Source organism: Saccharopolyspora gregorii, from assembly GCF_024734405.1.
Classification (GTDB): domain Bacteria; phylum Actinomycetota; class Actinomycetes; order Mycobacteriales; family Pseudonocardiaceae; genus Saccharopolyspora_C; species Saccharopolyspora_C gregorii.
In genome coordinates, this window is the sequence record NZ_CP059556.1 from 4,388,463 (window position 1) to 4,412,018 (window position 23,556).

General features: G+C 71.7%; 22 protein-coding genes. 6 read left to right on the forward strand and 16 right to left on the reverse strand.

The features are described 5' to 3' along the window. Positions 1-87: 87 nt before the first annotated feature. The 5 genes from H1226_RS19035 to H1226_RS19055 form a co-directional block, all read right to left on the reverse strand. On the reverse strand, positions 88-393 hold the full coding sequence (locus H1226_RS19035; protein WP_258341926.1) for a hypothetical protein: 306 nt from the start codon (positions 391-393) through the stop codon (positions 88-90). After that, entirely contained in the window at positions 390-2,597 is a 2,208-nt protein-coding gene (locus H1226_RS19040; protein ID WP_258341927.1) for an RHS repeat-associated core domain-containing protein, read from the reverse strand. Before H1226_RS19040 ends, H1226_RS19035 begins: the two co-directional genes overlap by 4 nt. Next, a complete protein-coding gene (locus tag H1226_RS19045) occupies positions 2,479-4,617 on the reverse strand; it encodes a DUF6531 domain-containing protein (protein WP_258341928.1) in 2,139 nt (712 codons plus the stop codon). Before H1226_RS19045 ends, H1226_RS19040 begins: the two co-directional genes overlap by 119 nt. A gap of 389 nt (positions 4,618-5,006) precedes the next feature. After that, on the reverse strand, positions 5,007-5,192 hold the full coding sequence (locus H1226_RS19050) for a DUF397 domain-containing protein (RefSeq protein WP_258341929.1): 186 nt from the start codon (positions 5,190-5,192) through the stop codon (positions 5,007-5,009). Positions 5,193-5,208: 16 nt separating this feature from the next. After that, positions 5,209-6,063 (reverse strand): helix-turn-helix domain-containing protein, encoded by an 855-nt coding sequence (locus H1226_RS19055; protein ID WP_258341930.1) that lies wholly within the window; start codon positions 6,061-6,063, stop codon positions 5,209-5,211. Positions 6,064-6,209: 146 nt separating this feature from the next. Between H1226_RS19055 and H1226_RS19060 the strand changes: the two genes are divergently transcribed. From H1226_RS19060 to H1226_RS19080, 5 genes are all read left to right on the forward strand, one after another. Next, positions 6,210-6,422, forward strand: coding sequence for a hypothetical protein (locus tag H1226_RS19060; protein ID WP_258341931.1), 213 nt, complete (start codon positions 6,210-6,212; stop codon positions 6,420-6,422). Positions 6,423-6,554: 132 nt separating this feature from the next. Then, positions 6,555-7,490, forward strand: coding sequence for a DUF6346 domain-containing protein (locus tag H1226_RS19065; RefSeq protein WP_258341932.1), 936 nt, complete (start codon positions 6,555-6,557; stop codon positions 7,488-7,490). Positions 7,491-7,775: 285 nt separating this feature from the next. Next, on the forward strand, positions 7,776-8,189 hold the full coding sequence (locus H1226_RS19070; protein WP_224956570.1) for a YbaB/EbfC family nucleoid-associated protein: 414 nt from the start codon (positions 7,776-7,778) through the stop codon (positions 8,187-8,189). An 18-nt stretch (positions 8,190-8,207) separates the two neighbouring features. After that, positions 8,208-8,507, forward strand: a complete 300-nt coding sequence (locus H1226_RS19075) for a type VII secretion target (RefSeq protein WP_224956571.1) — start codon at positions 8,208-8,210, stop codon at positions 8,505-8,507. Beyond that, a complete protein-coding gene (locus H1226_RS19080; RefSeq protein WP_258341933.1) occupies positions 8,504-9,760 on the forward strand; it encodes a WXG100 family type VII secretion target in 1,257 nt (418 codons plus the stop codon). The genes H1226_RS19075 and H1226_RS19080 overlap by 4 nt, the downstream gene beginning before the upstream one ends. Positions 9,761-9,922: 162 nt before the next feature. On the opposite strand, the gene pyrF is transcribed toward H1226_RS19080, so the two are convergent. The 7 genes from pyrF to pyrR are packed head-to-tail and all read right to left on the reverse strand — an operon-like array spanning position 9,923 to position 18,571. Then, positions 9,923-10,768: an orotidine-5'-phosphate decarboxylase gene (gene pyrF / locus H1226_RS19085; protein WP_224956574.1), complete on the reverse strand. Its 846-nt coding sequence runs from the start codon at positions 10,766-10,768 to the stop codon at positions 9,923-9,925. Then, positions 10,765-14,088, reverse strand: coding sequence for a carbamoyl-phosphate synthase large subunit (gene carB / locus H1226_RS19090; protein ID WP_258341934.1), 3,324 nt, complete (start codon positions 14,086-14,088; stop codon positions 10,765-10,767). The genes pyrF and carB overlap by 4 nt, the downstream gene beginning before the upstream one ends. After that, positions 14,088-15,209 carry a glutamine-hydrolyzing carbamoyl-phosphate synthase small subunit gene (gene carA / locus H1226_RS19095; RefSeq protein ID WP_258341935.1) on the reverse strand — a complete coding sequence of 374 codons (1,122 nt, stop codon included), beginning with the start codon at positions 15,207-15,209 and terminating at the stop codon, positions 14,088-14,090. The genes carB and carA overlap by 1 nt, the downstream gene beginning before the upstream one ends. Beyond that, positions 15,206-15,739 (reverse strand): PH-like domain-containing protein, encoded by a 534-nt coding sequence (locus H1226_RS19100; RefSeq protein WP_258341936.1) that lies wholly within the window; start codon positions 15,737-15,739, stop codon positions 15,206-15,208. The genes carA and H1226_RS19100 overlap by 4 nt, the downstream gene beginning before the upstream one ends. Then, positions 15,739-17,037: a dihydroorotase gene (locus tag H1226_RS19105; protein WP_258341937.1), complete on the reverse strand. Its 1,299-nt coding sequence runs from the start codon at positions 17,035-17,037 to the stop codon at positions 15,739-15,741. The genes H1226_RS19100 and H1226_RS19105 overlap by 1 nt, the downstream gene beginning before the upstream one ends. Beyond that, on the reverse strand, positions 17,034-17,966 hold the full coding sequence (locus H1226_RS19110; protein WP_225044943.1) for an aspartate carbamoyltransferase catalytic subunit: 933 nt from the start codon (positions 17,964-17,966) through the stop codon (positions 17,034-17,036). The genes H1226_RS19105 and H1226_RS19110 overlap by 4 nt, the downstream gene beginning before the upstream one ends. Further along, entirely contained in the window at positions 17,966-18,571 is a 606-nt protein-coding gene (gene pyrR / locus H1226_RS19115; RefSeq protein WP_258341938.1) for a bifunctional pyr operon transcriptional regulator/uracil phosphoribosyltransferase PyrR, read from the reverse strand. The genes H1226_RS19110 and pyrR overlap by 1 nt, the downstream gene beginning before the upstream one ends. A 317-nt stretch (positions 18,572-18,888) precedes the next feature. Here pyrR and bldD point away from each other — a divergent pair, with 317 nt between their 5' ends. Continuing rightward, entirely contained in the window at positions 18,889-19,377 is a 489-nt protein-coding gene (gene bldD, locus H1226_RS19120) for a transcriptional regulator BldD (protein ID WP_009943043.1), read from the forward strand. 141 nt (positions 19,378-19,518) lie between these two features. On the opposite strand, the gene nusB is transcribed toward bldD, so the two are convergent. From nusB to H1226_RS19140, 4 genes are all read right to left on the reverse strand, one after another. Then, the gene (gene nusB, locus H1226_RS19125) at positions 19,519-19,998 is read right to left on the reverse strand and encodes a transcription antitermination factor NusB (protein ID WP_224956583.1); all 480 of its coding nucleotides are present in this window, start codon (positions 19,996-19,998) and stop codon (positions 19,519-19,521) included. Between the two features lie 90 nt (positions 19,999-20,088). Next, positions 20,089-20,655, reverse strand: coding sequence for an elongation factor P (gene efp, locus H1226_RS19130; protein WP_258341939.1), 567 nt, complete (start codon positions 20,653-20,655; stop codon positions 20,089-20,091). Between the two features lie 93 nt (positions 20,656-20,748). Then, on the reverse strand, positions 20,749-21,858 hold the full coding sequence (locus H1226_RS19135) for a M24 family metallopeptidase (protein ID WP_258341940.1): 1,110 nt from the start codon (positions 21,856-21,858) through the stop codon (positions 20,749-20,751). A 109-nt stretch (positions 21,859-21,967) separates the two neighbouring features. Next, complete coding sequence (locus tag H1226_RS19140; RefSeq protein WP_258341941.1) at positions 21,968-23,470, reverse strand: glycoside hydrolase family protein; 1,503 nt, start codon at positions 23,468-23,470, stop codon at positions 21,968-21,970. Positions 23,471-23,556: the final 86 nt, after the last annotated feature.

Below are 23,556 nucleotides of genomic sequence, written 5' to 3' on the forward strand. Positions count from 1 at the left end.
CGGCGCCATCGGACGGGATGCGCGGTCCGCGCACGACGAACCGGATCGTTCACCGCGCCCGGGCGCCGACCTCCACGACCGCGCGGATCACACCGATTCGTCCGTGGCGACGCACAGCTGGACGTGCTCGTGCAACTCGTACGCCGCTTCGGTGATCCGCTCCTTGAGCGCCCCGTCGTAGAGATGGGCGTTCGATTCCGTTGTCGGGAACACGTCCACGAGGACGCTCACCGTCGCCTTGGGCAGCTGCTCCAGCTCCGCCCATTCCCGGGCCAGAGCCTCCAGGCTTTCCAGCACGATCCGGTACTTCTCCTCGTCGAACCCCTCGTTCATGCGCAGCGCGGTGGAGAACTCGAGCCACGTCCGGACGAAGCGACTTGCGGTTTCGGTCATCTCGGTCGAATCCTCGTGATCGCGTTTCGCGGGATCTCACCGACGAGGAGGACTTCCTCGGAGGCCTTGGCGTAGTTCTTGGCCATCACACCGTTGAGGTGCTGATCCCGGCCTTCCCTGGTGGACAGGTCGAGGACCCTGCCGTCGAACTTGTCGAGATCGATGCGCACGAGCCCGTTGTCCCGATTGTAGTAACGCCGCGCGACGTCGGCGCTCCGGGTCGTGGAGATGTACCTGGTCCTGATCCTGCTCCCGTGGAGCACGTGCGCGGTGGGGTTGCGGTTGTCCGAATCGATCGGCCTCTTCGCTTTGAGACCCATTCCCAGGTTCAGCCGCCGTTTGTCGCCGGGCGAGAGGTTCCGGTACACGTACCGGCAGCTGTCCGGCGTCAGACCGAGGGGGTCGATCCACAGGTGCGGATTCGCCACGTACCGGTGCGAATTCGGACCGGCGGCCAATCCGAGCGGATCCGAGCTGAGATAACTGCCGATGGCCGGGTCGTAGTGCCGCATGACGTTGTAGTTGAGGCCGGTCTCGGCATCGGCGTACTGGCCGGGAAAGCGCAGGGGCGTGTCCGCGTCGGTGCGGCCGTGTCCGAGCGGGTTGCCCCACAGGGTCGTGCGGTGGAACCACGCGATCGCGCCTCGGTCGTCGACGAGTTCGGCCGGGGAACCGGCGAGATCGGTGACGATGGCGAAGAACCGCTCGTCGAACCACTGCTGAGGTGCCTGCCGCAGCGGTGCGCGTTCGCGTTGCGCCAGCGGCCGGAACGTGTCGGGTTCGTAGTCCCAGACGGTGGTGCGGGCTGAGGCTGTGTCGTGCGCGCCTCCGGCGGTGTGCACCTGCTCGGCCAGCAGGAACCCGTCCCAGCTGAACTCGACCTGTTCGACGACCCGGCCATCCGGATCGAGACGTCGCTTGGCGGTGCGGCGGCCGAACGGGTCGTAGAGGTAGCGCCAGCGGGTGCCGTCGGGGGTGCGGACCTCGCTGAGCCGGTCCTCGGCGTCCCAGAGGTACCGCCAGGTCACCAGCTTGCCCGACAGCCGTCGCTGCTGGCGTGCGACCACCCTGCCCTGGGCGTCGTGCTCGTACCGGACGGACCCCGCGGACCGCACGAGCGTTCCCGAGATCTCCCGCGGCCCGACGTAGTCGGCCTGCACCGAGCCGTAAGGCGTCGGCCAGCTCGCTTCGGTGATGTTCCCCGCCGCGTCGTAGGCGTAGCGCTCGGTCCACCCCGCGGCGCGGACCGCGGTGATCCGACCGAGCCGATCGAGGTCGAACGACCGCGCCCCGGTCGAGGACTCGTTGATCCCGGTCAGCTGCCCGTCCGGCCGGTACCGGTAGGAGCGCTGCTGGACCGGTGCTCCGGTGGCTCCGGTGATGTGCTGGGCCAGCAACTCGTGGTCGGCGCTCCACGCCTGCGTGAGCGTCGCAGCGGTTCCCAGCGAGCGCGCGACCTCGTGGCCCGCCGCGTCGTAGTCGAAGCGCAGCGTGCGCCCGGCGGCGTGCAGCGCGAGCGGCTGGCCGATGGCGTTGTACTCCCACCTGCTCTCCGCGCCCGACGGCGTGACGCGGCGGACGCAGCGCCCGAGCACGTCGTAGGTCGACTGGATCGTGCGGCCGTTCACGGTCTCTTCGACCACCCGGCTCCCGGCGTCGTACCGCAGCCGAACCTCGGTGTGACCGTTGGCAGCGGTGACGAGCCTACCGACTTCGTCGTAGCCGAACGTCGTCGTCCCGTCCGGGGTCCGGCGTTCGACGACGTCACCGATCAGGTTGCGCACGTAGGACGTGCTCTGCCCGGAGGCATCGGTTCGCTCGATCAGCTGCCCCGCCGCGTCATACCGGTAAGCGACGGTGCAGCCGTTGAAATCGGTCTCGCGAACGAGGTTTCCACCCGCGTCGTACTCGTAGTGCCAGACCCGGCCGTTCTCGTTGGTGACGCCGGTCAACCGCAGTTCGCTGTCGTAGTCGAACTGAAGCCTGCTGCCGTCCGGCCGGGTCTCGGCCGCCACCAGGTCGAAGTGCGCCACCTCGGTCCTGGTGACGTCGCCGACTTCGTCGACGTCTTCGCGCAGGTTGTTCTCACCGTCGTAGCGGTACCGCACGACGCCGCCGCCCGGCTTCCGGCGCCAGGCGAGCTCGCCGCCGACGGTCCACCCGAAGCGTTCGACGCCGCCGACCGGGTCGATCGTCTCGGCCACGCGGCCGAAACGGTCGGGCGTCGTACTCGTTGCGGCGGACTCGGCCCAGCGCGTCGATCCGGCTCAGCAACCGGTCCTCGGCGTCCCACCCGGAGATCACCGCGTTGCCCAGCGGGTCGACCTCCTTGACCACCTGGCCGAGCTCGTTGAGGTGGAATTCGGTGCAGTGCCCCTGGGAATCGATCGAGCGGGTGATCCGGTTCTCGCTGTCGTACTCCATGGTTCCGCTCAAGCAACCTCCGGAGCCGTCGGTCCGCACGCAGCGTCCGCGCTCGTCGTAGGTGTAGCGGTACCACTCGCCGTTGCGGTCGGTCCACGAGGTGATCCGCTCCGCCTCGTCGTACTCGAAGCGCATCGGCCGCCCGGATGCGTTGGTCACTTCGACGAGCCGGGCGTCCTCGTAGCGGTAGCGCATCAGCTCGACCTCGCCGTCGGCGGCGATCGAGTGCAGCGCCGTCACCAGGCCGCCCGTCGTTTCGACGCGGACCCGGTAACCGCAGCCGTGCCGGATCTCCGTCGGCGTTCCGGCCCCGTGGCGGAGGACGTCGATCCGATCGCCTCGAACATCCGTGATCGACGACAGGTCCAGCCGGTTCGTGGTGAAGTGCAGCGTCAGGCCCTGCTCGCGATCCGAGATCAGGTAGGCACCGGAATCGGTCCGGCCGAGCCGGCGCGATCCCGGCCCGTCCGCCCACGAACCGGGGGCGGGTGCCGGGAAGTGGTGCAGCGTGCCGTCGGCCGCGGCGAAGCTCACTCCGGACGCGTCGATCTCGAGCCGTTGGTCCAGCATCGACGTCCAGCTCCGGCCGAACCAGCGACCGGTGCGGAACGCGGAGAAGTGCGTGCGTTCGACCACCAGCGGAAGGGCGCCGAGGAATTCGGCGTCGACCTGGCTGAGCACCATCTGCCCGGTGGCGACGTCGATCGGATCCTTCTCGCAGCGGAGCTTGTTCGGTGAGCGCCGGTTCGGCTCCTGATCGCGCAGCGAGCGGTTGCTGCTGGTGGACCGGGTGCCGGCCGGGCCGTTACCGCCGCCTCTGCTCCCGATCGGGCCGGGGGAGGCGCGGTCACCGCTCGCGGAGTCGTTGTCGAACCGGCTCGACCGGTCCTGCCCGGAGCCGCCCCTGGAGTCGTTGTTCGCGGAGCGGGTGGACGCGGGACCGTCGCCCGCCCCGTCCGCGCCCGTCGACCTGGTCGTCGCCGGGGCGTCGCCGTTCCCGGGCTTCGGCGGTGGCGGCGTCTTGCCCGGTCCGGCCGAGGACCCGTCCGCCTTGATCTTCCGGAGCTTGTCGCCCGCGTCGCCGAAGCCCTTGCCGAGCTTCTTCAGCAACGGGGTGAGCGCCTTGAACGCGCGGACCAGCTTGGACGTGATGTCCGCGATCCGCGCGGCGACCTTCGCCACCTCGGCGACGACCTGCGGCACCACCCACGTCATCCCGACCCCGAGCGTCGCCAGCACCTGCAGCGCCCAGCTCACCAGGTGCCCGACCAGTTCGGCGATGATGTCGCGCACCAGGGTCCGCACCGCACCGACGACCTCACCGGCCGTGGCGATGCCGTCAGCGGCGCCTTGCGCGGCGCTCTTGGCGGCCTCGATCAGCGCACCGATGTCCTCGCTGCGCGCCCGGTAGGCGTCCCCCGCCTGACCGGTCCAGCTGGCGGTATCGGACTTGACCACATCGGTCATCTCGGTCCGCACGGCGTCGAGCTCGGCGGCGACTTTCTTCCACGTCTCCGAATGCGCCTTGATCTCGTCCGGGTCCCCGGTGAGCGCGTCCAGCGCGTCCGACACCGGGCCGACGTGCTCCATCAACCAGCCCACGCCGGCGGCCAGGATCGCGCCGAACGGGTCCAGCGCCATCCCCAGCGCGTCCAGCCCGGTCCCGACCGCCCCCATGACGCCCGCGGCCCAATCGCCGGACTCGACCGCCTTCCTGGTCTCGTCCACCGATTCCAGGATCGGTACCCCGCTCAGCGACGTGGTCGAATCCTGTCGCTGCGCCACCAACGGATTGCTCACCGCGCACCCCCGCGCGCACGCACGAGCCGACGGGAGGCTCAGGACGAACGAGACGAACCGGCCCGCACCGGACGGACTGCACCACCGCGCCCATGGAAACGAACAACTCCCCTGGCATGTCGGCTCCCCCTTGCAGCCGGACCAAAGTACCTGCGCGGTCGAGAGGTGCGGGCGGCGGCGCCGACGCCACCCGAGCGAGATCGCTCCGCGCAGCGGGAGGCCGGACGCTCCGCCGACCACCACCACCCGCCCGACCAGGACGTGAGTGAACGGACCGTTCGTCCGACCAGATCGGACGAACGGTCCGTTCACCCCTGGCGATCAGGGAAGGTGGCGGCGGATTCGATGTCGAGCCGGTAGCGGCCGAACCTCCGCCCGTTCGGCGGAGATCAGCCGTCGAAGCGGTCCGCGCGGAGCGCGTGCAGGAACGCCGACCAGGTGGCGGACGACATCCGCAGCACGCCGCCGTGGGGGTCCTTGGAGTCGCGGGCGGCGATGGTGCCGTCCAAGTGGGCTATCTCGACGCAGTATTGAACCGAGTTGCTGTAGCTGCTCTTCTGCCAGTGCGGTCGCATCGATCTCTCCTGTTCGTCAGCTCCGCCGACGCCACTCGTCGGATTTCCGGTCGATCAGTCGCAACGACTCGTCGGGAGGCAGCGCGATCTTGCGCAGCATTCCCAGTGCTTCTCGCCGCTCCGCGACGATCTGCTTCTCCTCGATGTAGGAGGCACAACCGATGGCCTCACCGAGGACGAGATCAGCGTGCTCGGCGAATTCCAAGTACAGGAACGGCCCGTCCAGGCCGACGTGCGCCCCAGCGGAGTGCGGCACGATCTGCACGCTCACGTTCGGTCGGGACGCGACGGCCGATACGCGTTCCAACTGCCTGTGCATCGTCTCCGCGGTTCCGGCCTCCCGTTCGAGCACGCTCTGCTCGATCAAGAACTCGAAAGTGCGCTCGCTGTGCAGCTGAGTCTGCCGCGCAGTGCGCTGAGCCAGCAGCTTGTCCAAGTCGTCTTCGATGCCGTGCGGCGCAAGAGCGTGCGCGATGGCGATGACGTACCCGGGCGTCTGCAGCAGTCCCGGGATCAGCATCGTTTCGTAGCTCCGCAAGGTGGTCGCTTCCGCTTCGAAAGATCGGAAGTCGTCCCAGTACTTCTCCAGCGAGCCACTCGGCATGGTCCACCAGTTCGGGCTCGCACCGTTCCGAACCAGCGTCAGCACCTCCTCCCGCTCTCGGCTGGGAACCCGGTACAACCCCAGCAGCGCCGCCACGTCGTCGGTGTTGAGGCCTCGGTGCCCGGATTCCATCCGGCTGATCTTGCTCATCGAGATTCCCAGCGCCTGCGACACCTCCGGCGCGGAAAGTCCGCTGCGCCGCCGCAGATCGCGTAATCTGCTCGCCACTCGGCGCGTCCGCACCGGGACCGCGCTGCTCGTGCTCATGCCACCTCCTGTGCCGTTCAGGAGCAGCTTCTCGGGTTGCCGCCGTGGCAAGCCAGATCCCTCACCCGAAAGATTCATTGCGTGCCAGGGCGGGAAGTTCCGAAGGTGTTCCGCACCAACGGAAATCCGAATCACCGGAGGCACGGATGAGCGAAGCGAAGTGGGAGATCACCGCGGCGGGGCGGGCGAAGGCGATCGTGATCACGATGGCCGCGCGCGGCATCCACCTCACCCAGGGCGAGACGCGCGTGGAGGTGGTGAAGGAGCAGCTGGGCGAACTCGCCGACAAGCTCTACTTCCTCGACATGGCCTTCCAAGGGGACGCGGAGACCGCCGTCGAAGTGCTCTGCGCCCGCTGATCCACCCCGGGTGAACGGCCTGCTCGGGCGAACGGGCCGTTCACCTGCGGGGAGCCGCGCAGCCACCGGAACGGTGCGGCCGCGCGTGCTAGGTTCGGCGCCGCAACGGCCTCTGGGGGAACAGGACTGGACGTGCGACCTTCCGACGACATGCTGCCCGGGCACGGCGAACCGCCCGCACCGCGCGACGAACGCGGCGGACGCGACGCACCGGAGCTCTCGCCCGGACGCAGGATCGGCGGCATCGCCGCGCACCTCGCGGTGCGGCTGCTGGTGCTGCTCGTGTTCGCCACCGTCATGGGCGCCACCGGCATCACCGGCACCGACGGCACGCCGACCGAACGCGGGACCGCGCTGGCCACCGGCTGCGCGCGCGTCGGCCCGGTCAGCGCCTCGGGCCTCGGCTGGTGGTGGCGCTGCGAGGCGACGATCAGCTGGGCCGACGGCCGCACCGAGCAGCGCACCTTCAAGTACTCCGACCTCACCCCGGACAACACCACGACGCCCGCACCCGTCGAACGCCGCGAGCTCGACAACCGGGGCAGCAACGTGGTCGTCAGCTCCGCGGGCGAGTGGGCGCCGCTGGGCTGGGCGCTGTTCGCGCCGCTGCTGGGGCTCGCGCTGCTCGGCGTCCGCCTCCCCTCCCGGGACGCGGAACGGCGCAGGCGCGCGCGGCTGGGGATCTGGCCGCCCGCGCTGCTCGCCGCCGGGTGGTGGCTGGTCGTCGCGGGCGGGCTCGGCAGCGGGCGGCTCGACCTGCTCGGCTGGGTGCCGGTCGTGGTGGTCGTGGCCGGGCACGTGTTCCTCGCCGTCGGCGCCGGGTTCGCCCTCGCGCGGCGGCGGCACGGGTATCCGGTCGTGGAACCGCCGGTGCCGGTGGGCGGACGGCTCGCCAGGGCGAACCTGCTGCTGGTGCTGGGCGTCCTCGGCCTCGGCGGTGCGCTGCTCAGCGGCCAAGCCCTGCTCGGGGTCCTCGCCCTCGCCGCGCTGCCGGTCGTCGCCCTCGGCTTCGGCCTGCGCACCCGCCTCGTCGCCGGACGCCTCCGCGCCCTGCATCCCGCGCACTGACCACCGGGCGAGCGCCGCACGGATCCCCGCACACGCGCGGCACGTGCCACCCCGCGTTGACCTCCACCGGCCGCGGGATGTTGGATGGGCGCCGAGCGCTGGGGGCGCTCGTGCTGGTGGGTTTCGCTCCCCTCCCGGGAGCTCTGGGGTTCCGGTGTTCGGTGCGCACGCGCGCGGAACCGTCCGGGCGCCGCGAACGTCGATCGTGGTGCCGCCGGATCGCACCCGGCAGGCGCGAGGCGCGCACCCGGCGCCCCGACAGGCACGACACCGGGGGTTTTCCGCATGGCAGAGCAAACACCGCAGCAGTTCCTCGACTCGTTGCAGGGCCGCGCCGACGAGATGGTGCGCCAGTCCCAGCAGCTGCAGGAACAGCTCGGTTCCCTCACCGAGACCGCCACCGAAGGCGGCGTCTCGGTCACCGTCGGCTCCAACGGCGCCCTGCAGGGCTTGGACTTCGACCGGAACTCGATGCAGCGCGGCCCGGCCGAGCTGCGCGACACCATCCTGCGGCTCGCCGCCCAGGCCCAGGGCGCCGTCGCGCACCGGGTCGCGCAGACCGTGGAGCCGTTCGCGGGCGCGTCGGCGATGGAATTCCTGCGAACCCAGCTCCCGGCGGAACCGGACGGGTCCGCCGCGAGTCGGAACGACGATCCGGCCTTCGACGAGGACGAACCGCCGCAGACCTACCTGCGGTGATCACTGGGGAGTGAGTTCATGTTCAAAGTGACACCGGACCGGCTGTCCACGCACGCGCAGTGGCTGGCCGGTCTCGCCGACGACATCGCCGCCGCCGGGCAGAAGGGCGCCGGGGTCTCGTTCGGCGTCGACAGCTTCGGGCTGGTCGGGCAGGTGTTCTCCGGGCAGGCCCGGCAGACCTCGCAGCGGGCCGCCGAGGAGATCGGCAAGTTCGCCGACCTCACCCGGGACCTCGGCGAACGCGTCGAGGCGACCGCCGCCGACTACCGGGACACCGACGTCCGCAACTCCGAGCAGCTCGGGCAGGTGGAGGTATGACCGGCATGCTCACCGACATGGGGTCCGACACCTCGACCGCGGGCGCGGGGATCTTCGACTCGGCGCGCGCCACCTGGAACGCGTTCGAGAGCGAGGACTGGGGCGAGTTCGCGGCCAGCGGCGGGATCCTCGCGCTGGACGGGCTGATCACCGCCATCGACCCGATCGGCTCGGTGCTCGCCGCCGGGGTCGGCTGGCTGATGGAGCACCTGACGCCGCTGCGCGAAGCGCTCGACTTCCTCGCCGGCGACCCGAACGCCATCAAGGAGGGCGCCGACACCTGGCAGCAGGTGAAGACCGACCTGGAGCAGCTGGCCGCCGACATCCCCGGCCAGGTCCAGTCCGGCTGCGCCGACTGGCAGGGCAAGGCGTGCGACACCTACCAGCAGCGCGCCGGGGAGTTCGCCGAGGGCGTCCAGGCCATGGCGATCAGCGCGGGCACCGCGTCCGGCGCGATGGCCACCGCGGGCACCATGGTCGCCACCTGCCGCGGCCTGGTGCGGGACATCATCGCCGCCGTCGTCGCCGAACTCATCAAGGGTGCGCTGGCCGCGCTCGCCGGGTCCGTCGTCAGCTTCGGGGCGACCGTCGCGGGCTACCTCGGCTACGCGGCCGGGCGGGTCGGCATGACCCTGTCGAAGATCGCGACGAAGGTGAGCGAACTGCTCGCCAAGCTCGGCAAGGCCGGGACGCACCTGGCCAAGGCCCTGGAGACCATGGCCGAGGCGGGCGCCAAGGTCGGCTCCAAGCTCACCGCGGGCGGGTTGTCGGCGTTCCCGACCTCGCCGGGGCTCGGCGGCGCCGCGACCGCCGCCGGGCAGGCCACCTCCCGCGGCGCGGACGCCCTGGGCTCCACCGCGAGCGCCGTCGGCCGCGGCGGCGACGCCCTCGGCAGCGCCGGGGCGCGCACCGCGGACGCGGCCACCGGGCTCGGCAAGAGCGCCGAGCAGCTCGGCGGGCGCGGGGCCGGGCTGATGGGCAACGCCGACGACCTGGGCCGGGCCGCCGAACGCACCACCCAGTCCGCTGTGGACCGGGCGACGGCGTGGCCGGAAGGCGGCGGCATCAACGGCGCCGCCGCCCGCGAGACCGCGGAGACCATCTCCGACGTGCGCACCCCGGAGAGCGCCGCGGCCCGCGGTCTCCTCGGCGAGGAGCAGTACTACCAGCAGAACTACGACGGGGACGACGGCAAGAACTACAGCCTCACCGGCACCATCCCGTCCGCCGAAGACCACTTCCCGACCACCTGACAGTTCCCGCACCTCAGGTGAACGGCCCATTCGACCAGGCACACCGGGCGAATGGGCCATTCACCTGGCCCGGTCCCGGCGCGAACCGGGCCCCACGAGCGAACGGCCCGCCCGACCGGCAGGACCTGGTCGAACGGGCCGTTCACCTCGCGGAAGACCGCATCAGGACTCCAGCAGGACCCCGAGTTCGTCGCGGACCCGGCGGGCCGCCGAGCGGAGATCCGCCACGGACGGGCCGTGGCCGAGGACGTCGCGGGCCGTGGCGGGCAGCACCGAGGGCAGCGCCGCGCCGAAGGTGGCGCGCAGGCCCTGCACGGTGGCGCCCTGGGCTCCCAGGCCGGGAGCCAGGATCGGCCCGTTCAAGCGGGAGAAGTCCAGCTCCCCCGGCTTGATCGTCGCCCCGGCCACCACGCCGACGTAGCCGAACGGATCGGCCCCGGCGTTGTTCTCCGCCGCCGCGTCCACGATGGACTGGGCGACGGTGCGGCCGTCCTCGGCGGTGGAGCGCTGCAACGCCACGCCCTCCGGGTTCGAGGTGCGGGCCAGCACGAACACGCCGCGCCCGGTCTGCTCCGCGATGCCCAGCGCCGGTGCCAGCGAACCGAAACCGAGGTAGGGCGACACCGTCAGCGCATCCGCCGCCAGCGGCGAGTGCTCGTCGAGGTAGGCGTTGGCGTACGCCGTCATCGTCGAACCGATGTCACCGCGTTTGACGTCCAGCAGCACCAGCGCCCCGGCCTCGCGGGACGCGGCGACGACCTTCTCCAGCACCGCCACGCCCGCCGAGCCGTAGACCTCGAAGAACGCCGACTGCGGTTTGAGAACCGCGACCTCACCGGCCAGCGCCTCCACCGCGGTCATCGCGAACCGCTCCAACGCCGCCGGGCTCTCCTCCAAGCCCCAGGCGTGCAGCAGCGCCGGGTGCGGGTCGATGCCCACGCACAGCGCGCCGCGCGCCGCGACCGCGTCGGCGAGCCGCCGCCCGAAACCCGCCCGGACGGCCGTCACCGCAGCTCACCGCTCTTGCGCAGCGCCGCCTGCAGCGCCTGCAGCGGCCGCACGCCGATGTCGCCGTTGATGACCGCCTCGATGCCCTGCACCGCCGCCGACGCGCCCTGCACCGTGGTGATGCACGGGATGTCCCGGGACACCGCCGCGGTGCGGATCTCGTAGCCGTCGACCCGCGGACCCGGGTTGCCGTACGGGGTGTTGACCACCATGTCGATCTCGCCGGCCCGGATCAGGTCGATGACGTCGCGCTCACCGTCCTGCTTGGACTCGTTGTGCTTGCGCACCTCCTTCGCCGGAATCCCGTTGCGCCGCAACACCTCCGTGGTGCCCGAGGTCGCGAGGATCTCGAACCCGAGGTCGGCGAGGCGCTTCACCGGGAACACCAGCGAACGCTTGTCCTTGTTGGCGACCGAGACGAACACGGTGCCCGAGGTCGGCAGCGAACCGTACGAGGCGGTCTGGGACTTCGCGAACGCCTGCCCGAAGGAGACGTCGATGCCCATCACCTCACCGGTCGACTTCATCTCCGGCCCCAGCAGCGAGTCCACGCCGTGGCCCTCCGGGGTGCGGAAGCGGTGGAACGGCAACACCGCTTCCTTCACCGCCACCGGCGCGTCGATCGGCAGGTCCGCACCGTCCCCGGTGGACGGGAGCAGGCCCTCGGCCCGCAGGTCGGCGATGCTCGCGCCCAGCATGATCCGGGACGCGGCCTTCGCCAGCGGCGCCGCCGTCGCCTTCGACACGAACGGCACGGTGCGCGAGGCCCGCGGGTTCGCCTCCAGCACGTAGAGCACGTCGTCCTTCAGCGCGTACTGCACGTTGAGCAGGCCGAGCACGCCGATGCCCTTCGCGATGGCCTTCGTCGACTCGCGGACCTGCTCGATGTCCTGGCGCCCCAACGTGATCGGGGGCAGCGCGCACGCCGAGTCGCCGGAGTGGATGCCGGCCTCCTCGATGTGCTCCATCACGCCGCCGAGGTACACCTCGTCGCCGTCGCACAGCGCGTCCACGTCGATCTCGATGGCGTCGTCGAGGAAGTTGTCCACCAGCACCGGGTGCTCCGGGGTGACCTCGGTGGCGCGGGCGATGTAGTTCTCCAGCGACGCCTCGTCGTAGACGATCTCCATGCCGCGGCCGCCGAGCACGTACGACGGACGCACCAGCACCGGGTAGCCGATCTCGTCGGCGATGCGCTTGGCCGCGTCGAACGAGGTCGCCATGCCGTACTTCGGCGCGGGCAGCCCGGCCTTGCGCAGCACGTCGCCGAACGCGCCGCGCTCCTCCGCGAGGTGGATCGCCTCCGGCGGGGTGCCCACGATCGGCACGCCCGCGTCGGCGAGCCGCTGCGCCAGGCCCAGCGGCGTCTGCCCGCCCAGCTGCACGATCACGCCCGCGACCTCGCCGGACGCGCGCTCGGACTCGACGACCTCCAGCACGTCCTCGAACGTCAGCGGCTCGAAGTACAGCCGGTCCGCGGTGTCGTAGTCGGTGGACACCGTCTCCGGGTTGCAGTTGACCATCACGGTCTCGAACCCGGCGTCGCGCAACGAGGTCGCCGCGTGCACGCAGGAGTAGTCGAACTCGATGCCCTGGCCGATGCGGTTCGGCCCCGACCCGAGGATGATCACCTTGGGGCGTTCCCGCTGCTCCACGACCTCGGACTCGGCGCCGGGGTCCAGCTCGTAGGCCGAGTAGTGGTACGGGGTGCGGGCCGCGAACTCGGCCGCGCAGGTGTCCACCGTCTTGTACACCGGCCGCACGTCCAGCCGGTGCCGCAACGACCGCACACCGTCCTCATCGGACAGTTCGGGACGCAGCGCGGCGATCTGGCGGTCCGACAACCCGGAGCGCTTCGCCAGCCGCAGCAGGTCCGCGTCCAGCACCGGCGCCGCGATCAGCTGCTCCCGCAGCTCCACCAGCGCGGCGACCTGGTCCACGAACCACGGGTCGATGCCCGATGCCTCGTGCACCTGCGCCACCGTGGCGCCCAGCCGCAGCGCGCGCTCCACGGTGTAGAGCCGCCCGTCGTGCGGGATCCGCAGATCGTCCAGAGTGGACTCCAGGGTCGCGCCCTCCGGGTCGCCCTTCGTCCAGAACCCGATCCGCGAGGTCTCCATCGAGCGCAGCGCCTTGCCCAGCGCCTCCTGGAAGGAACGGCCCAGCGACATCGCCTCGCCGACGCTCTTCATCGTCGTCGTCAGCAGCGGGTCGGCGCCCGGGAACTTCTCGAACGCGAACCGCGGCACCTTCACGACCACGTAGTCCAGCGTCGGCTCGAAGCTCGCCGGGGTCTCGCCGGTGATGTCGTTGCGGATCTCGTCGAGCGTGTAGCCGATCGCCAGCTTCGCCGCGATCTTCGCGATCGGGAAACCGGTCGCCTTCGACGCCAGCGCCGAGGAGCGCGACACCCGCGGGTTCATCTCGATCACGACCATGCGCCCGGTCTCCGGGTGGATCGCGAACTGGATGTTGCAGCCGCCGGTCTCCACGCCCACCGCGCGCAGCACGTCGATGCCGACGTTGCGCATCTTCTGGTACTCGCGGTCGGTCAGCGTCATCGCCGGGGCCACCGTCACCGAGTCACCGGTGTGCACGCCCATCGGGTCGATGTTCTCGATGGAGCAGATGACCACCACGTTGTCCGCGTGGTCGCGCATCAGCTCCAGCTCGTACTCCTTCCAGCCGAGCACGCTCTCCTCGATGAGCACCTCGTGCACCGGGGACTCGGTGAGGCCCAGCGAGGCCATCCGCTCCAAGTCCTCGTGCGTGTGCGCCATGCCGGAGCCCAGGCCGCCCATCGTGAAGCTGGGGCGGATCACCACGGGCAGCGAGTGCTCGCGGACGAAGTCGCGGACCTCGTCCATCGACTTGCACACGGCGCTCTCCGGCGCGTCGCCGCCGATGGAGCGCACGATGTCCTTGAACCGCTGCCGGTCCTCACCGCGCTCGATGGCCTCGATGTCGGCGCCGATCAGCTCCACGCCGTACTTCTCCAGCACGCCGCGCTCGTCCAGCGCCATCGCCGTGTTCAGCGCGGTCTGGCCGCCGAGGGTGGCCAGCAGCGCGTCGGGGCGCTCGGCCGCGATGACCTTTTCCACGAACTCCGGGGTGATCGGCTCCACGTAGGTGGCGTCCGCGAACTCCGGGTCGGTCATGATCGTCGCCGGGTTGGAGTTGACCAGGCTGACCCGCAGCCCCTCCTCCCGCAGCACCCGGCACGCCTGCGTGCCCGAGTAGTCGAACTCGCAGGCCTGCCCGATGACGATCGGCCCGGAGCCGATCACCATCACGTGCTCGATATCAGTGCGCTTCGCCATCAGCGGGCCTCGCTCATCATGCTGGTGAACTCGTCGAACAGGGGCGCGGCGTCGTGCGGACCGGCCGCCGCCTCCGGGTGGTACTGGACGCTGAACGCGGGTCCGTCGAGCAGCCGCAGGCCCTCGACCGTCCCGTCGTTCGGGCAGTAGTGGCTGATCTTCGCGGCGCCGAAGTCGGTGCCGAACCGCTCGCCCGCCTCGCCCTCGACCGCGAAACCGTGGTTCTGCGCGGTGATCGCGACCTTGCCGGTGTCCACGTCGATCACCGGGATGTTGATCCCGCGGTGCCCGTAGCGCATCTTGTACGTCCCGCGGCCGAGCGCGCGGCCCAGCAGCTGGTTGCCGAAGCAGATGCCGAACAGCGGCAGCTTGCGGCCCAGCACCTCGCGGGTGAGCTCCACGGCGTGGTCGGCGGTCGCCGGGTCGCCGGGCCCGTTGGACAGGAACACGCCGTCCGGGTTCACCGCGAGCAGGTCGTCCACGGTGGACGACAGCGGCAGCACGTGCACCTCGATGCCGCGCTGGGCCATCATCCGCGGCGTGTTGGACTTGATGCCCAGGTCCAGCGCCGCGACGGTGAACCGCTTCTCGCCTTCCGCGGCCACCACGTACGGCTCGGCGGTGGTCACGTCACCGGCCAGGTTCGCGCCGGACATCTGCTCGGACGCGGTCACCTGCGCCACCAGCTCCTCGTCGGAGCCCAGCGCCGCACCGGAGAAGATCCCGGCGCGCATCGCGCCGCGCTCGCGCAGGTGCCGGGTCACCGTGCGGGTGTCCAGGCCCGCGATGCCCACGATGCCCTGCGCGCGCAGCTCCTCGTCCAGCGCGCGGCGGGAGCGCCAGTTCGACGGCACCCGCGCGGGGTCGCGCACGGCGTAGCCCGCGACCCAGATGCGCTGCGATTCGTCGTCCTCGTCGTTCCAGCCGGTGTTGCCGATCTGCGGCGCCGTCTGCACCACGATCTGACGGTGGTACGACGGGTCGGTCAGCGTCTCCTGGTAGCCGGTCATGGCGGTGGAGAACACCGCCTCGCCGAGCGTGCGGCCCTCCTGGCCGTAGGCGGCGCCGCGGAAGATCCGGCCGTCTTCGAGCACCAGTGCCGCCGGGGTGTGCGCGGTCATGCCTGTCCCTCCGGGTTGTCGTCACGTCCTGCGGCAGGCGCCAATGCCCGCACCGCACCCGCCCACTCGTCCTGAGTGGACTTGTCGTCCGCGCGGAAGCCGGTGTCGATGTCCTGGTCCCCCAGGCGCCAGGTCACCACCAGCAGCCCCGCACCGGGAACGACCTTGTTCGCCAGCTTGTGGTCCACCCGCGCGTCCAGCACGGACTCCGCGGGAATCCACATCGGACTCGCGCCGGTCCGCTCCAGCAGCAGGCCCGAGTCGCGCAGCTTCGCCACCGCGTTCGCGCGGTGCCCGATGTCGCCGACCACGATCCGGTCCTGCCAGTCACCGGCCTTCGTGCTGCCCACGTAGAAGCCGCTCTGGTCGGCCAGCAGCGCGGGCCGCTCGGCCACGTCCGCCGGGGCCGCCGGGAACGCGGCGAACTCCGCGTCCTGGCGCCGCTTGCGGTTCAGCCAGCCGCGGCGCATCCCGAAGTACACCAGCACCAGCAGCGCCAGCAGCGCCAGCACCCACAGCGTCCGCTCCATCAGCGCCGCACCTCGCCCTCGTGCGCGGTGACCCGGCCGCGCAGCAGCGTCGCGCGCACCCGGCCCGGCAGCTCCACGCCCTCGAAGGGCGTGTTCGCCGCGATGCTGGCCAGCTCCGCGCCGCGCACCGTCCAGCGCGCGTCCGGATCGACCAGCGCCAGGTTCGCCGGTTCGCCCACCGCGATCGGGCGGCCCTGGTCGGCCAGCCCGGCGATCTGCGCGGGCCGCTCGCTGAGCACCCGCGCCACGCCGCGCCAGTCCAGCAGGCCCGGCTCGACCATCGTGCGCGCCACCACGCCCAGCGCGGTCTGCAGGCCGAGCATGCCGGGCTTGGCGGCCGACCACTCGCAGTCCTTGTCCTGCGCGGCGTGCGGCGCGTGGTCGGTGGCCACGCAGTCGACGGTGCCGTCGGCCAGCGCCTGCCGCAGCGCCCGCACGTCCTCGTCGGTGCGCAGCGGCGGGTTCACCTTGTTGACCGGGTCGTAGGTGCTCAGCAGCTCGTCGGTGAGCAGCAGGTGGTGCGGCGTGACCTCCGCCGACACGGTGCCCGCGGACTCGCGCGACTTCCACCAGCGCAGGATCTCCGCGGTGCCCGCCGTGGACACGTGGCAGACGTGCAGCGTGCCGCCGGTGTGCCCGGCCAGCAGGCAGTCCCGGGCCACGATCGACTCCTCCGCCGGAGCCGGCCAGCCCGCCAGGCCCAGCCGGGCCGCGTTCGCGCCCTCGTGGGCCTGCGCGCCGACCGTGAGCCGCGGCTCCTCGGCGTGCTGGGCCACCACCACGCCCAGCGCCTTCGCGTACTCCAGCGCGCGGCGCATCACCAGCGGGTCGTGCACGCACTTGCCGTCGTCGGAGAACACCCGCACCCCGGCCGCCGAGCGCGCCATCGTGCCCAGCTCCGCGAGCTGCTCGCCGCCCAGGCCGACCGTCACCGCGCCCACCGGGTGCACGTCGACCAGGCCGATCTCCAGGCCGCGGCGCCACACGTGCTCCACGATCACCGCGTTGTCGGCCACCGGGTCGGTGTTGGCCATCGCGAACACCGCCGTGTAGCCGCCCAGCGCGGCCGCCACCGAACCGGTCTCGACCGTCTCGGTGTCCTCGCGGCCCGGCTCCCGCAGGTGCGTGTGCAGGTCCACGAAACCGGGCAGCAGCACCCCGCCGCCGCCCCACACGACCTCGTCGGCCTCGACGTCCAGGTCCGCGCCGATCTCGGCGATGACCTCGCCGTCGACCAGCACGTCCACCGGCGTGCCGTCCCCGTAGGGACGGACTTCCTCGATCAGCACCCGGCTCACGCCGCGATCTCCTCTCCGGCCAGCAGGTGGTAGAGCACCGCCATGCGCACGTGGACCCCGTTGCGGACCTGCTCGGTGATCGCGGCGCGCGGCGAGTCCGCCACCGCCGGGGCGATCTCCATGCCGCGCAGCATCGGGCCGGGGTGCAGCACCACCGCGTGCTCCGGCAGCAGCGCCAGCCGCTTCTCGTTCAGGCCGTAGGCGATCGAGTACTCGCGGGCCGACGGGAAGAACCCGCCGTGCATCCGCTCGGCCTGCACCCGCAGCAGCATCACCGCGTCCAGGCCCGGCAGCACCGGGTCCAGCTCGTGCACGACCTCCGCGCCCCAGTGCTCGATGCCGTGCGGCACCAGCGTCGGCGGCGCCACCAGCACCACCTCGACGCCGAGGGTCCGCAGCAGGTGCACGTTCGACCGCGCGACCCGGCTGTGCAGCAGGTCGCCCACGATCGCGATCTTGCGCCCGGCCAGCTCGCCGAGGCGTTCCCGCAGCGTCGCCGCGTCCAGCAACGCCTGCGTCGGGTGCTCGTGCATCCCGTCGCCCGCGTTCACGACCTGGGTCCCGGCCTCGTCCAGCCAGCCCGCGAGCCGGTGCGCCGCGCCCGAAGCCGGGTGCCGCACGATCACGCAGTCCGCCCCGGCCGCCGAGAGGGTCAGCGCGGTGTCACGCAGCGACTCGCCCTTGCCGACCGAGGACGCCGAGGCCGACACGTTGATCACGTCGGCGCTCATCCACTTGCCGGCGACCTCGAACGACACCCTGGTCCGGGTGGAGTTCTCGTAGAACATCGTCATCACGGTGCGCCCGCGCAACGTGGGCAGCTTGCGCACCTCGCGGCCCAGCAGCGTCTGCTTCAGCGTGCCCGCGGTGTCCAGCACCGCGGTCGCCGTCGCCGCGTCCAAGCCCTCGGTGGACAGCAGGTGCCGCATCACCGCACCTCCTCGCTGCGCCGGATGAACACCGAGTCCGCGTCGTCGACCTCCGCGAGCCGCACCGCGACCTCCTCGCTGCGCGAGGTCGGCACGTTCTTGCCCACGTAGTCCGCGCGGATCGGCAGCTCCCGGTGCCCGCGGTCGACCAGCACCGCCAGCTGCACCGCGCTCGGCCTGCCCTGGTCCCGCAGCGAGTCCAGCGCGGCGCGCACCGTGCGGCCGGAGAACAGCACGTCGTCGACCAGCACCACCAGCGCGCCGTCGATGCCCGCGGGCGGCAGGCTGCTCGGCTCCAGCGGCCGGTTCGGTTGTTTTCGCAGGTCATCTCGGTAGAGCGTGATGTCGAGGGTGCCGGTGGGCACCTCCACCCCGCTGAACTCCGCGATCCGGGCGGCGAGGCGGCGCGCCAGCGGCACGCCCCTGGTCGGGACTCCCAGCAGCACCACCCGCGGGGCCTCGGGCCCCTCCGCGGCGGTGTCCAACGCGGTCTTCTCGATGATCTGATGAGCGATGCGGGCGATCGTGCGCGCAACGTCACCGGCCGAGAGCAGCTCCCGCTGCCCGGCCGGGTCCGTCGCGCCCGCCTGCCGGCGTGACGCCACGGTCTGGCCTCCTTCCCCGCCTCACTGGACGGGTCCTTAAAGGATGGTTGATTCCCCAGTGGACGGGATGCGCGTGCACCCGCCCGCCGGAACGAACTTCGGATCGCCACCAGGTGACCACCGGGTTCGCCTTGTACGCTATCAGCGTCCGCAGGTCAATCGTCCGGGTGGTGTGTGCGTACTCGCCCTGGCGGCATAGGAAGACCAACTTGACCTAGTGACACTTGCGAGCGAACATTACTCTCCGTATCAATCTGAGCTTTCCTCCCCGGCATCCGATCTAGGCTGACGGGGCGAATGAAACGGAGAAACGCCACATGGGCGACTACGCCAAGGCGCTGGGCGGCAAGCTCCGCGCTATCCGCCAGCAGCAGGGTCTCTCGCTGCACGGCGTCGAGCAGAAGTCAGGCGGGCGGTGGAAGGCCGTGGTCGTCGGGTCCTATGAACGTGGCGACCGAGCGGTCACCGTGCAGAAGCTCGCCGAACTGGCCGACTTCTACGGTGTTCCGGTCGCGGAGCTACTCCCGGAGGGGCGGGTGCCCTCCGGCGCCGAACCGGCCACCAAGGTCGTGATCAACCTGGAGCGGTTGCAGCAGCTGCCTGCCGAGAAGGTCGGGCCTCTCGCCCGGTACGCGGCGACCATCCAGAGCCAGCGCGGCGACTACAACGGCAAGGTGCTGTCCATCCGGACCGAGGACCTGCGATCCCTCGCCATCATCTACGACATGACCCCCGGCGAGCTGACCGAACAGCTCATCGACTGGGGCGTCCTGCCGCCCGAGGCACGACCCGCTCGGGAGGAGTGAACTCGCGAACGCGGCTGCTGCGGCCCCGCCCCGACCCGGGGACGGGGCCGCAGCCGTCCTGCGCTCGGGCCGGGAAACCGATTTCCGGGTGCGGATGCGACAACGCGGGGACGCACCGGCGCCCCTGCGAAGTTCGGCTGATCAGTTCTGCGCGTCGGACTCGGCGCGCTCCCGCGCCGCGGCCTCGGCGGCCTCCAGGTTGCGGATCGACGTCCGCAGCCGGTCGCTGATCCCGGCGATCCGGCCCAGCACGCCGTTGACGAACCGCGGCGAATCGTCCGTGGACAGCGCCTTCACCAGCTCCACGGCCTCGTCGATGGCGACCGCGGGCGGCACGTCCTCGCTCCACAGCAGCTCGTAGAGGCCCAGCCGCAGCACGGCCCGGTCCACCGCGGGCATCCGGCTCAACGTCCAGCCCTCGGAGTGCTCGACGAGCACGTCGTCGATGCGCTGCCGGTTGCCCGCGACGCCCTCGATGAGCGTCACCGAGTAGTCCGCGACGGGCGCGGCCTCGGGCGCGGCGAGCCGCTCGGACAGCAACGTCACCGCGTCGAGACCGCGCAGGTCGGCCTCGTACAGCACGTCCACCGCGCGTTTGCGGGCCTTGCTCCGTGAGCCCAACTCACAACTCTCTTTCCGGTGTCCCCCGCCCGGCGCGAACCGCGGCCCTGCCGGACGCACCGGCGGGGCCGCGGGCGCGGCGGGAACGAATCACTTGGTGTTGACGCGACCCAGGTAGCGCCCGTCGCGCGGGTCGACCTTGACCTTGTCGCCGGTGTTCAGGAACAGCGGGACCTGGATCTCCGCACCGGTCTCCAGCGTCGCCGGCTTGGTGCCGCCGGTGGAGCGGTCGCCCTGCACACCGGGGTCGGTGTGCGAGACGGAGAGCTCCACCGAGGCGGGCAGCTCCACGTACAGCGGCTCGTCGTCGTGGCGGGCGATGACCACGTTGCTGTTCTCCAGCATGTAGTCCGCCGCGTCGCCGACGACCGGGCGCGGCACGGTCACCTGGTCGTAGGTGTCCTGGTCCATGAAGACGAAGTCGGTGCCGTCGTCGTAGAGGTAGGTCATCTCGCGGCGGTCCACGTTCGCCGTCTCGACCTTGACCCCGGCGTTGAAGGTCTTGTCGACGGTCTTGCCGGAGAGCACGTTCTTCAGCGTGGTGCGCACGAAGGCGCCGCCCTTGCCCGGCTTGACGTGCTGGAAGTTGACCACGGACCAGAGCTGGCCGTCGATCTTGAGCACGAGTCCGTTCTTGAGGTCGTTCGTGGATGCCACGTGTCCGGTCTCTCCATGTGATGCGGGCTGCGGTTGACAACTGAGGCGGCGTGCGGCGCCGCCGTAACGTCATCGGCCGCACGCGCACCGCGCTCAGACGGCGACGAGCTCCTTGGTCGTCAAGGTGAGGAGTTCCGGCGTGCTCTCGCGCACGGCCAGGGTGTCCTCGATGCGGACCCCGCCACGCTCCGGCACGTACACGCCGGGTTCGACGGTGACCACCATCCCCTCACGAATCGTACCGTCCCCCCGCTGCGACAACGCCGGTGCCTCATGGATTTCGAGGCCGACGCCGTGGCCGAGGCCGTGCGGGAACCGCTCGCCGCACCCCGCGTCCTCGATCACCTTCCGGGCCGCGCCGTCCACTTCGCGCACGTCCGCGCCGGGACGCACCGCCTCGCGCCCGGCCGCCTGCGCGGTCCGCACCAGCTCGTAGATCTCGCGCTGCCAGTCGGCGGGGGAACCCAGCACGACGGTGCGGGTCATGTCCGAGTGGTAGCCGTCCACCAGGGCGCCGAAGTCCATCTTCACGAAGTCCCCCGCGGCCAGCACCGCCGAAGTGGGCCGGTGGTGCGGGATCGCCGAGTGCGCGCCCGCGGCCACGATCGTCTCGAACGACGGACCGGCGGCGCCGTGCTCGCGCATCCGGGCCTCCAGTTCGCGGGCCACCTCCAGCTCGGTGCGGCCGGGGCGCAGCCCGCCGTGCTCGATGAGGTCTGCCAGCGCGCGGTCGGCCGCCGCGCACGCCATCCGCAGCGCGTCCACCTCCGCGGCGTCCTTGATCAGGCGGAGCTCCTCCACCAGGCCGGGGGCCCGGACGAGTTCGATCCCCGGGGCTGCCACGGCGATCACGTCGAGCCCGTCCACGGTGACGTGCCCGCTCTCGAAGCCGGTGCGCCGGTAGCGGGCCGGGTGCTGCGCGAGGTGTTCGGCCAGCACGAGTTCGCTGGGCCGCTCGATGAACCGCTCCAGGTCGGGGACCTGCTCGGCGGACTGGGTGCGGTAGCGGCCGTCGGTGCTGAACGCGGTGGCCCGCTCCGCACCGGGCTCGTCGGCGGCGTGCACCACCAGCGCGGCCTGCGAACCGGTGAACCCGGTCAGGTAGCGGATGTTGAGCAGGTCGGTGACCAGCACCGCGTCCAGATCCGCTCGGCGGAGCAGGTCGCGCAGGGCTTGGCGGCGGCGGGCGTGCGTCTCGGGCATGCGCACCAGCCTAACCAGACATCGCGCGAGGCCACGCCCGCTTGGCCGAAGGCGCCAGGTGCCCGGACCGCCTGCCCCGAGCACCCCTGGCGGACGGCCCGCCGAGGCGTCAGCGGAGGTCGCCGGCCCGGGGCAAGGCGTCCCAGGCGCGCTGGTCCAGGTCGGTCACCGGCGAGTCGTTCGCGGCCGCGCTGTCCGCCAGGATCGTCCAGGCCCGGCCGTGGTCGTCGAGCACGACCAGCTCCCCCGCCGGGGACCGCAGCACCGGTGCGCCGGCGCGGACCACGCCCGCCACCGGCACGTCCTCCAGCGCCGGGACCCGCTCGTCGAGGACGCGGCGCACCATCGTCGCGGCCACCGAGCGGCGCTCGACGCGCACCTTCCGCCCGCCGCGCACCACGTCCACCGTGCGCTCCGGCGACGGCACCCCGAACGCCTCCAGCACGTCGCGGGCGCCCGCCGGGGCGGCGCAGCCGGTCAGCCCGATCACGTCCAGCCCGAAGGAGCGCAACGCCGTCGGCGCCGGGTCCGGTTCGGTGGCGCGCAGCAGGTCCACCGGCACCGTGCCGCACGGGTCCTCGGTGGAGGTGGGTGCGTGCCCGTCGTCGCCGCGCACCAGCCCCGGTCCTTCCCGCCACGGACCGGGCACCAGCAGCGGTGCGTACGGGTGGCGGGTGAAGTCGCGGTCCCAGGAGGTGATCGTGGTGCCCCGCTCGGTCTGGTGGGCGATCAGGAACGCCCGCAGCGCGTCGCTCCACATCCAGTCCGCGCTGAACGCGTCCACCACGGACCGCCGCCGCGCCGCGTCGGTGGTGCCCGCCGGGGTGAAACCGGCCTCGCCGAGCGCCTGCACCCGGTCGGTGAACTCCGGGTCCTTGGCGCGCAGCACGAACTGCCCCGCGCCGTTCCACCCGGCGCCGGACGCGGTGGTGTCGGTGAACATCAGGTAGAACCAGCCGTCCAGGAACAGCGCCGAGGGCTGGCCCGCGCCGTAGTCGTTGGCCCGGTGCACCTCCCCCGACGGCCGCACGATCGACCGGCCGCCCGCCTCCCGCCGCCACGCGCGGCCGTCGCCGCTGCTCGCGACGCCGATGGCGTTGCCGTGGGCGTGCTCAGCGGCGGCCCCCGTGTAGTACAGGTAGTACCGGCCTCCGGTGCGCAGCACCGACGGGTCGCAGGTGTGCTTGCCGTCGAACGCGCCCGGTTCGGCGGTGAACACGGGGACCGCGGGGGCGCCGTCGGCGGAGAACTCCTCGTCCAGGGCACCGGATTCGGCGAACAGCACGTCGTCACCGGGCGGGCCGATCCCGGGCAGCTGGCTGCACCACCAGGCCCGGTGGTGCATGCCTTCGCCGTCCGGTTCGGCCAGCACGCTCGGCGCGTAGTTGTACGGGGCCGGATTCCCGCCAGAGGCCACCACACCGTCGCTGGAGCGTTCGTCCGCGGTGCGCAACGCGCCGCTGCTGAGGCTGCGCTCGACGGGCCGGTCGAACCGGGTCGGCGGGGCCTGCGGCACCGCCTCGGGCAGGGCGCACCCCGCGAGCAGCGCGAGCGCCGCGCCGAGCGGGACGAGCGCGCGCACCCGCCGGGACGGGCGGGATCGTTCGACCATGAGCGGAAAGAGCCTTCCCCCGTGCGATCCCCCGCCCCCGCGCGGGAATCCCGGGCGATCCCGGGCCGCACCAGTTTAGGAGATCG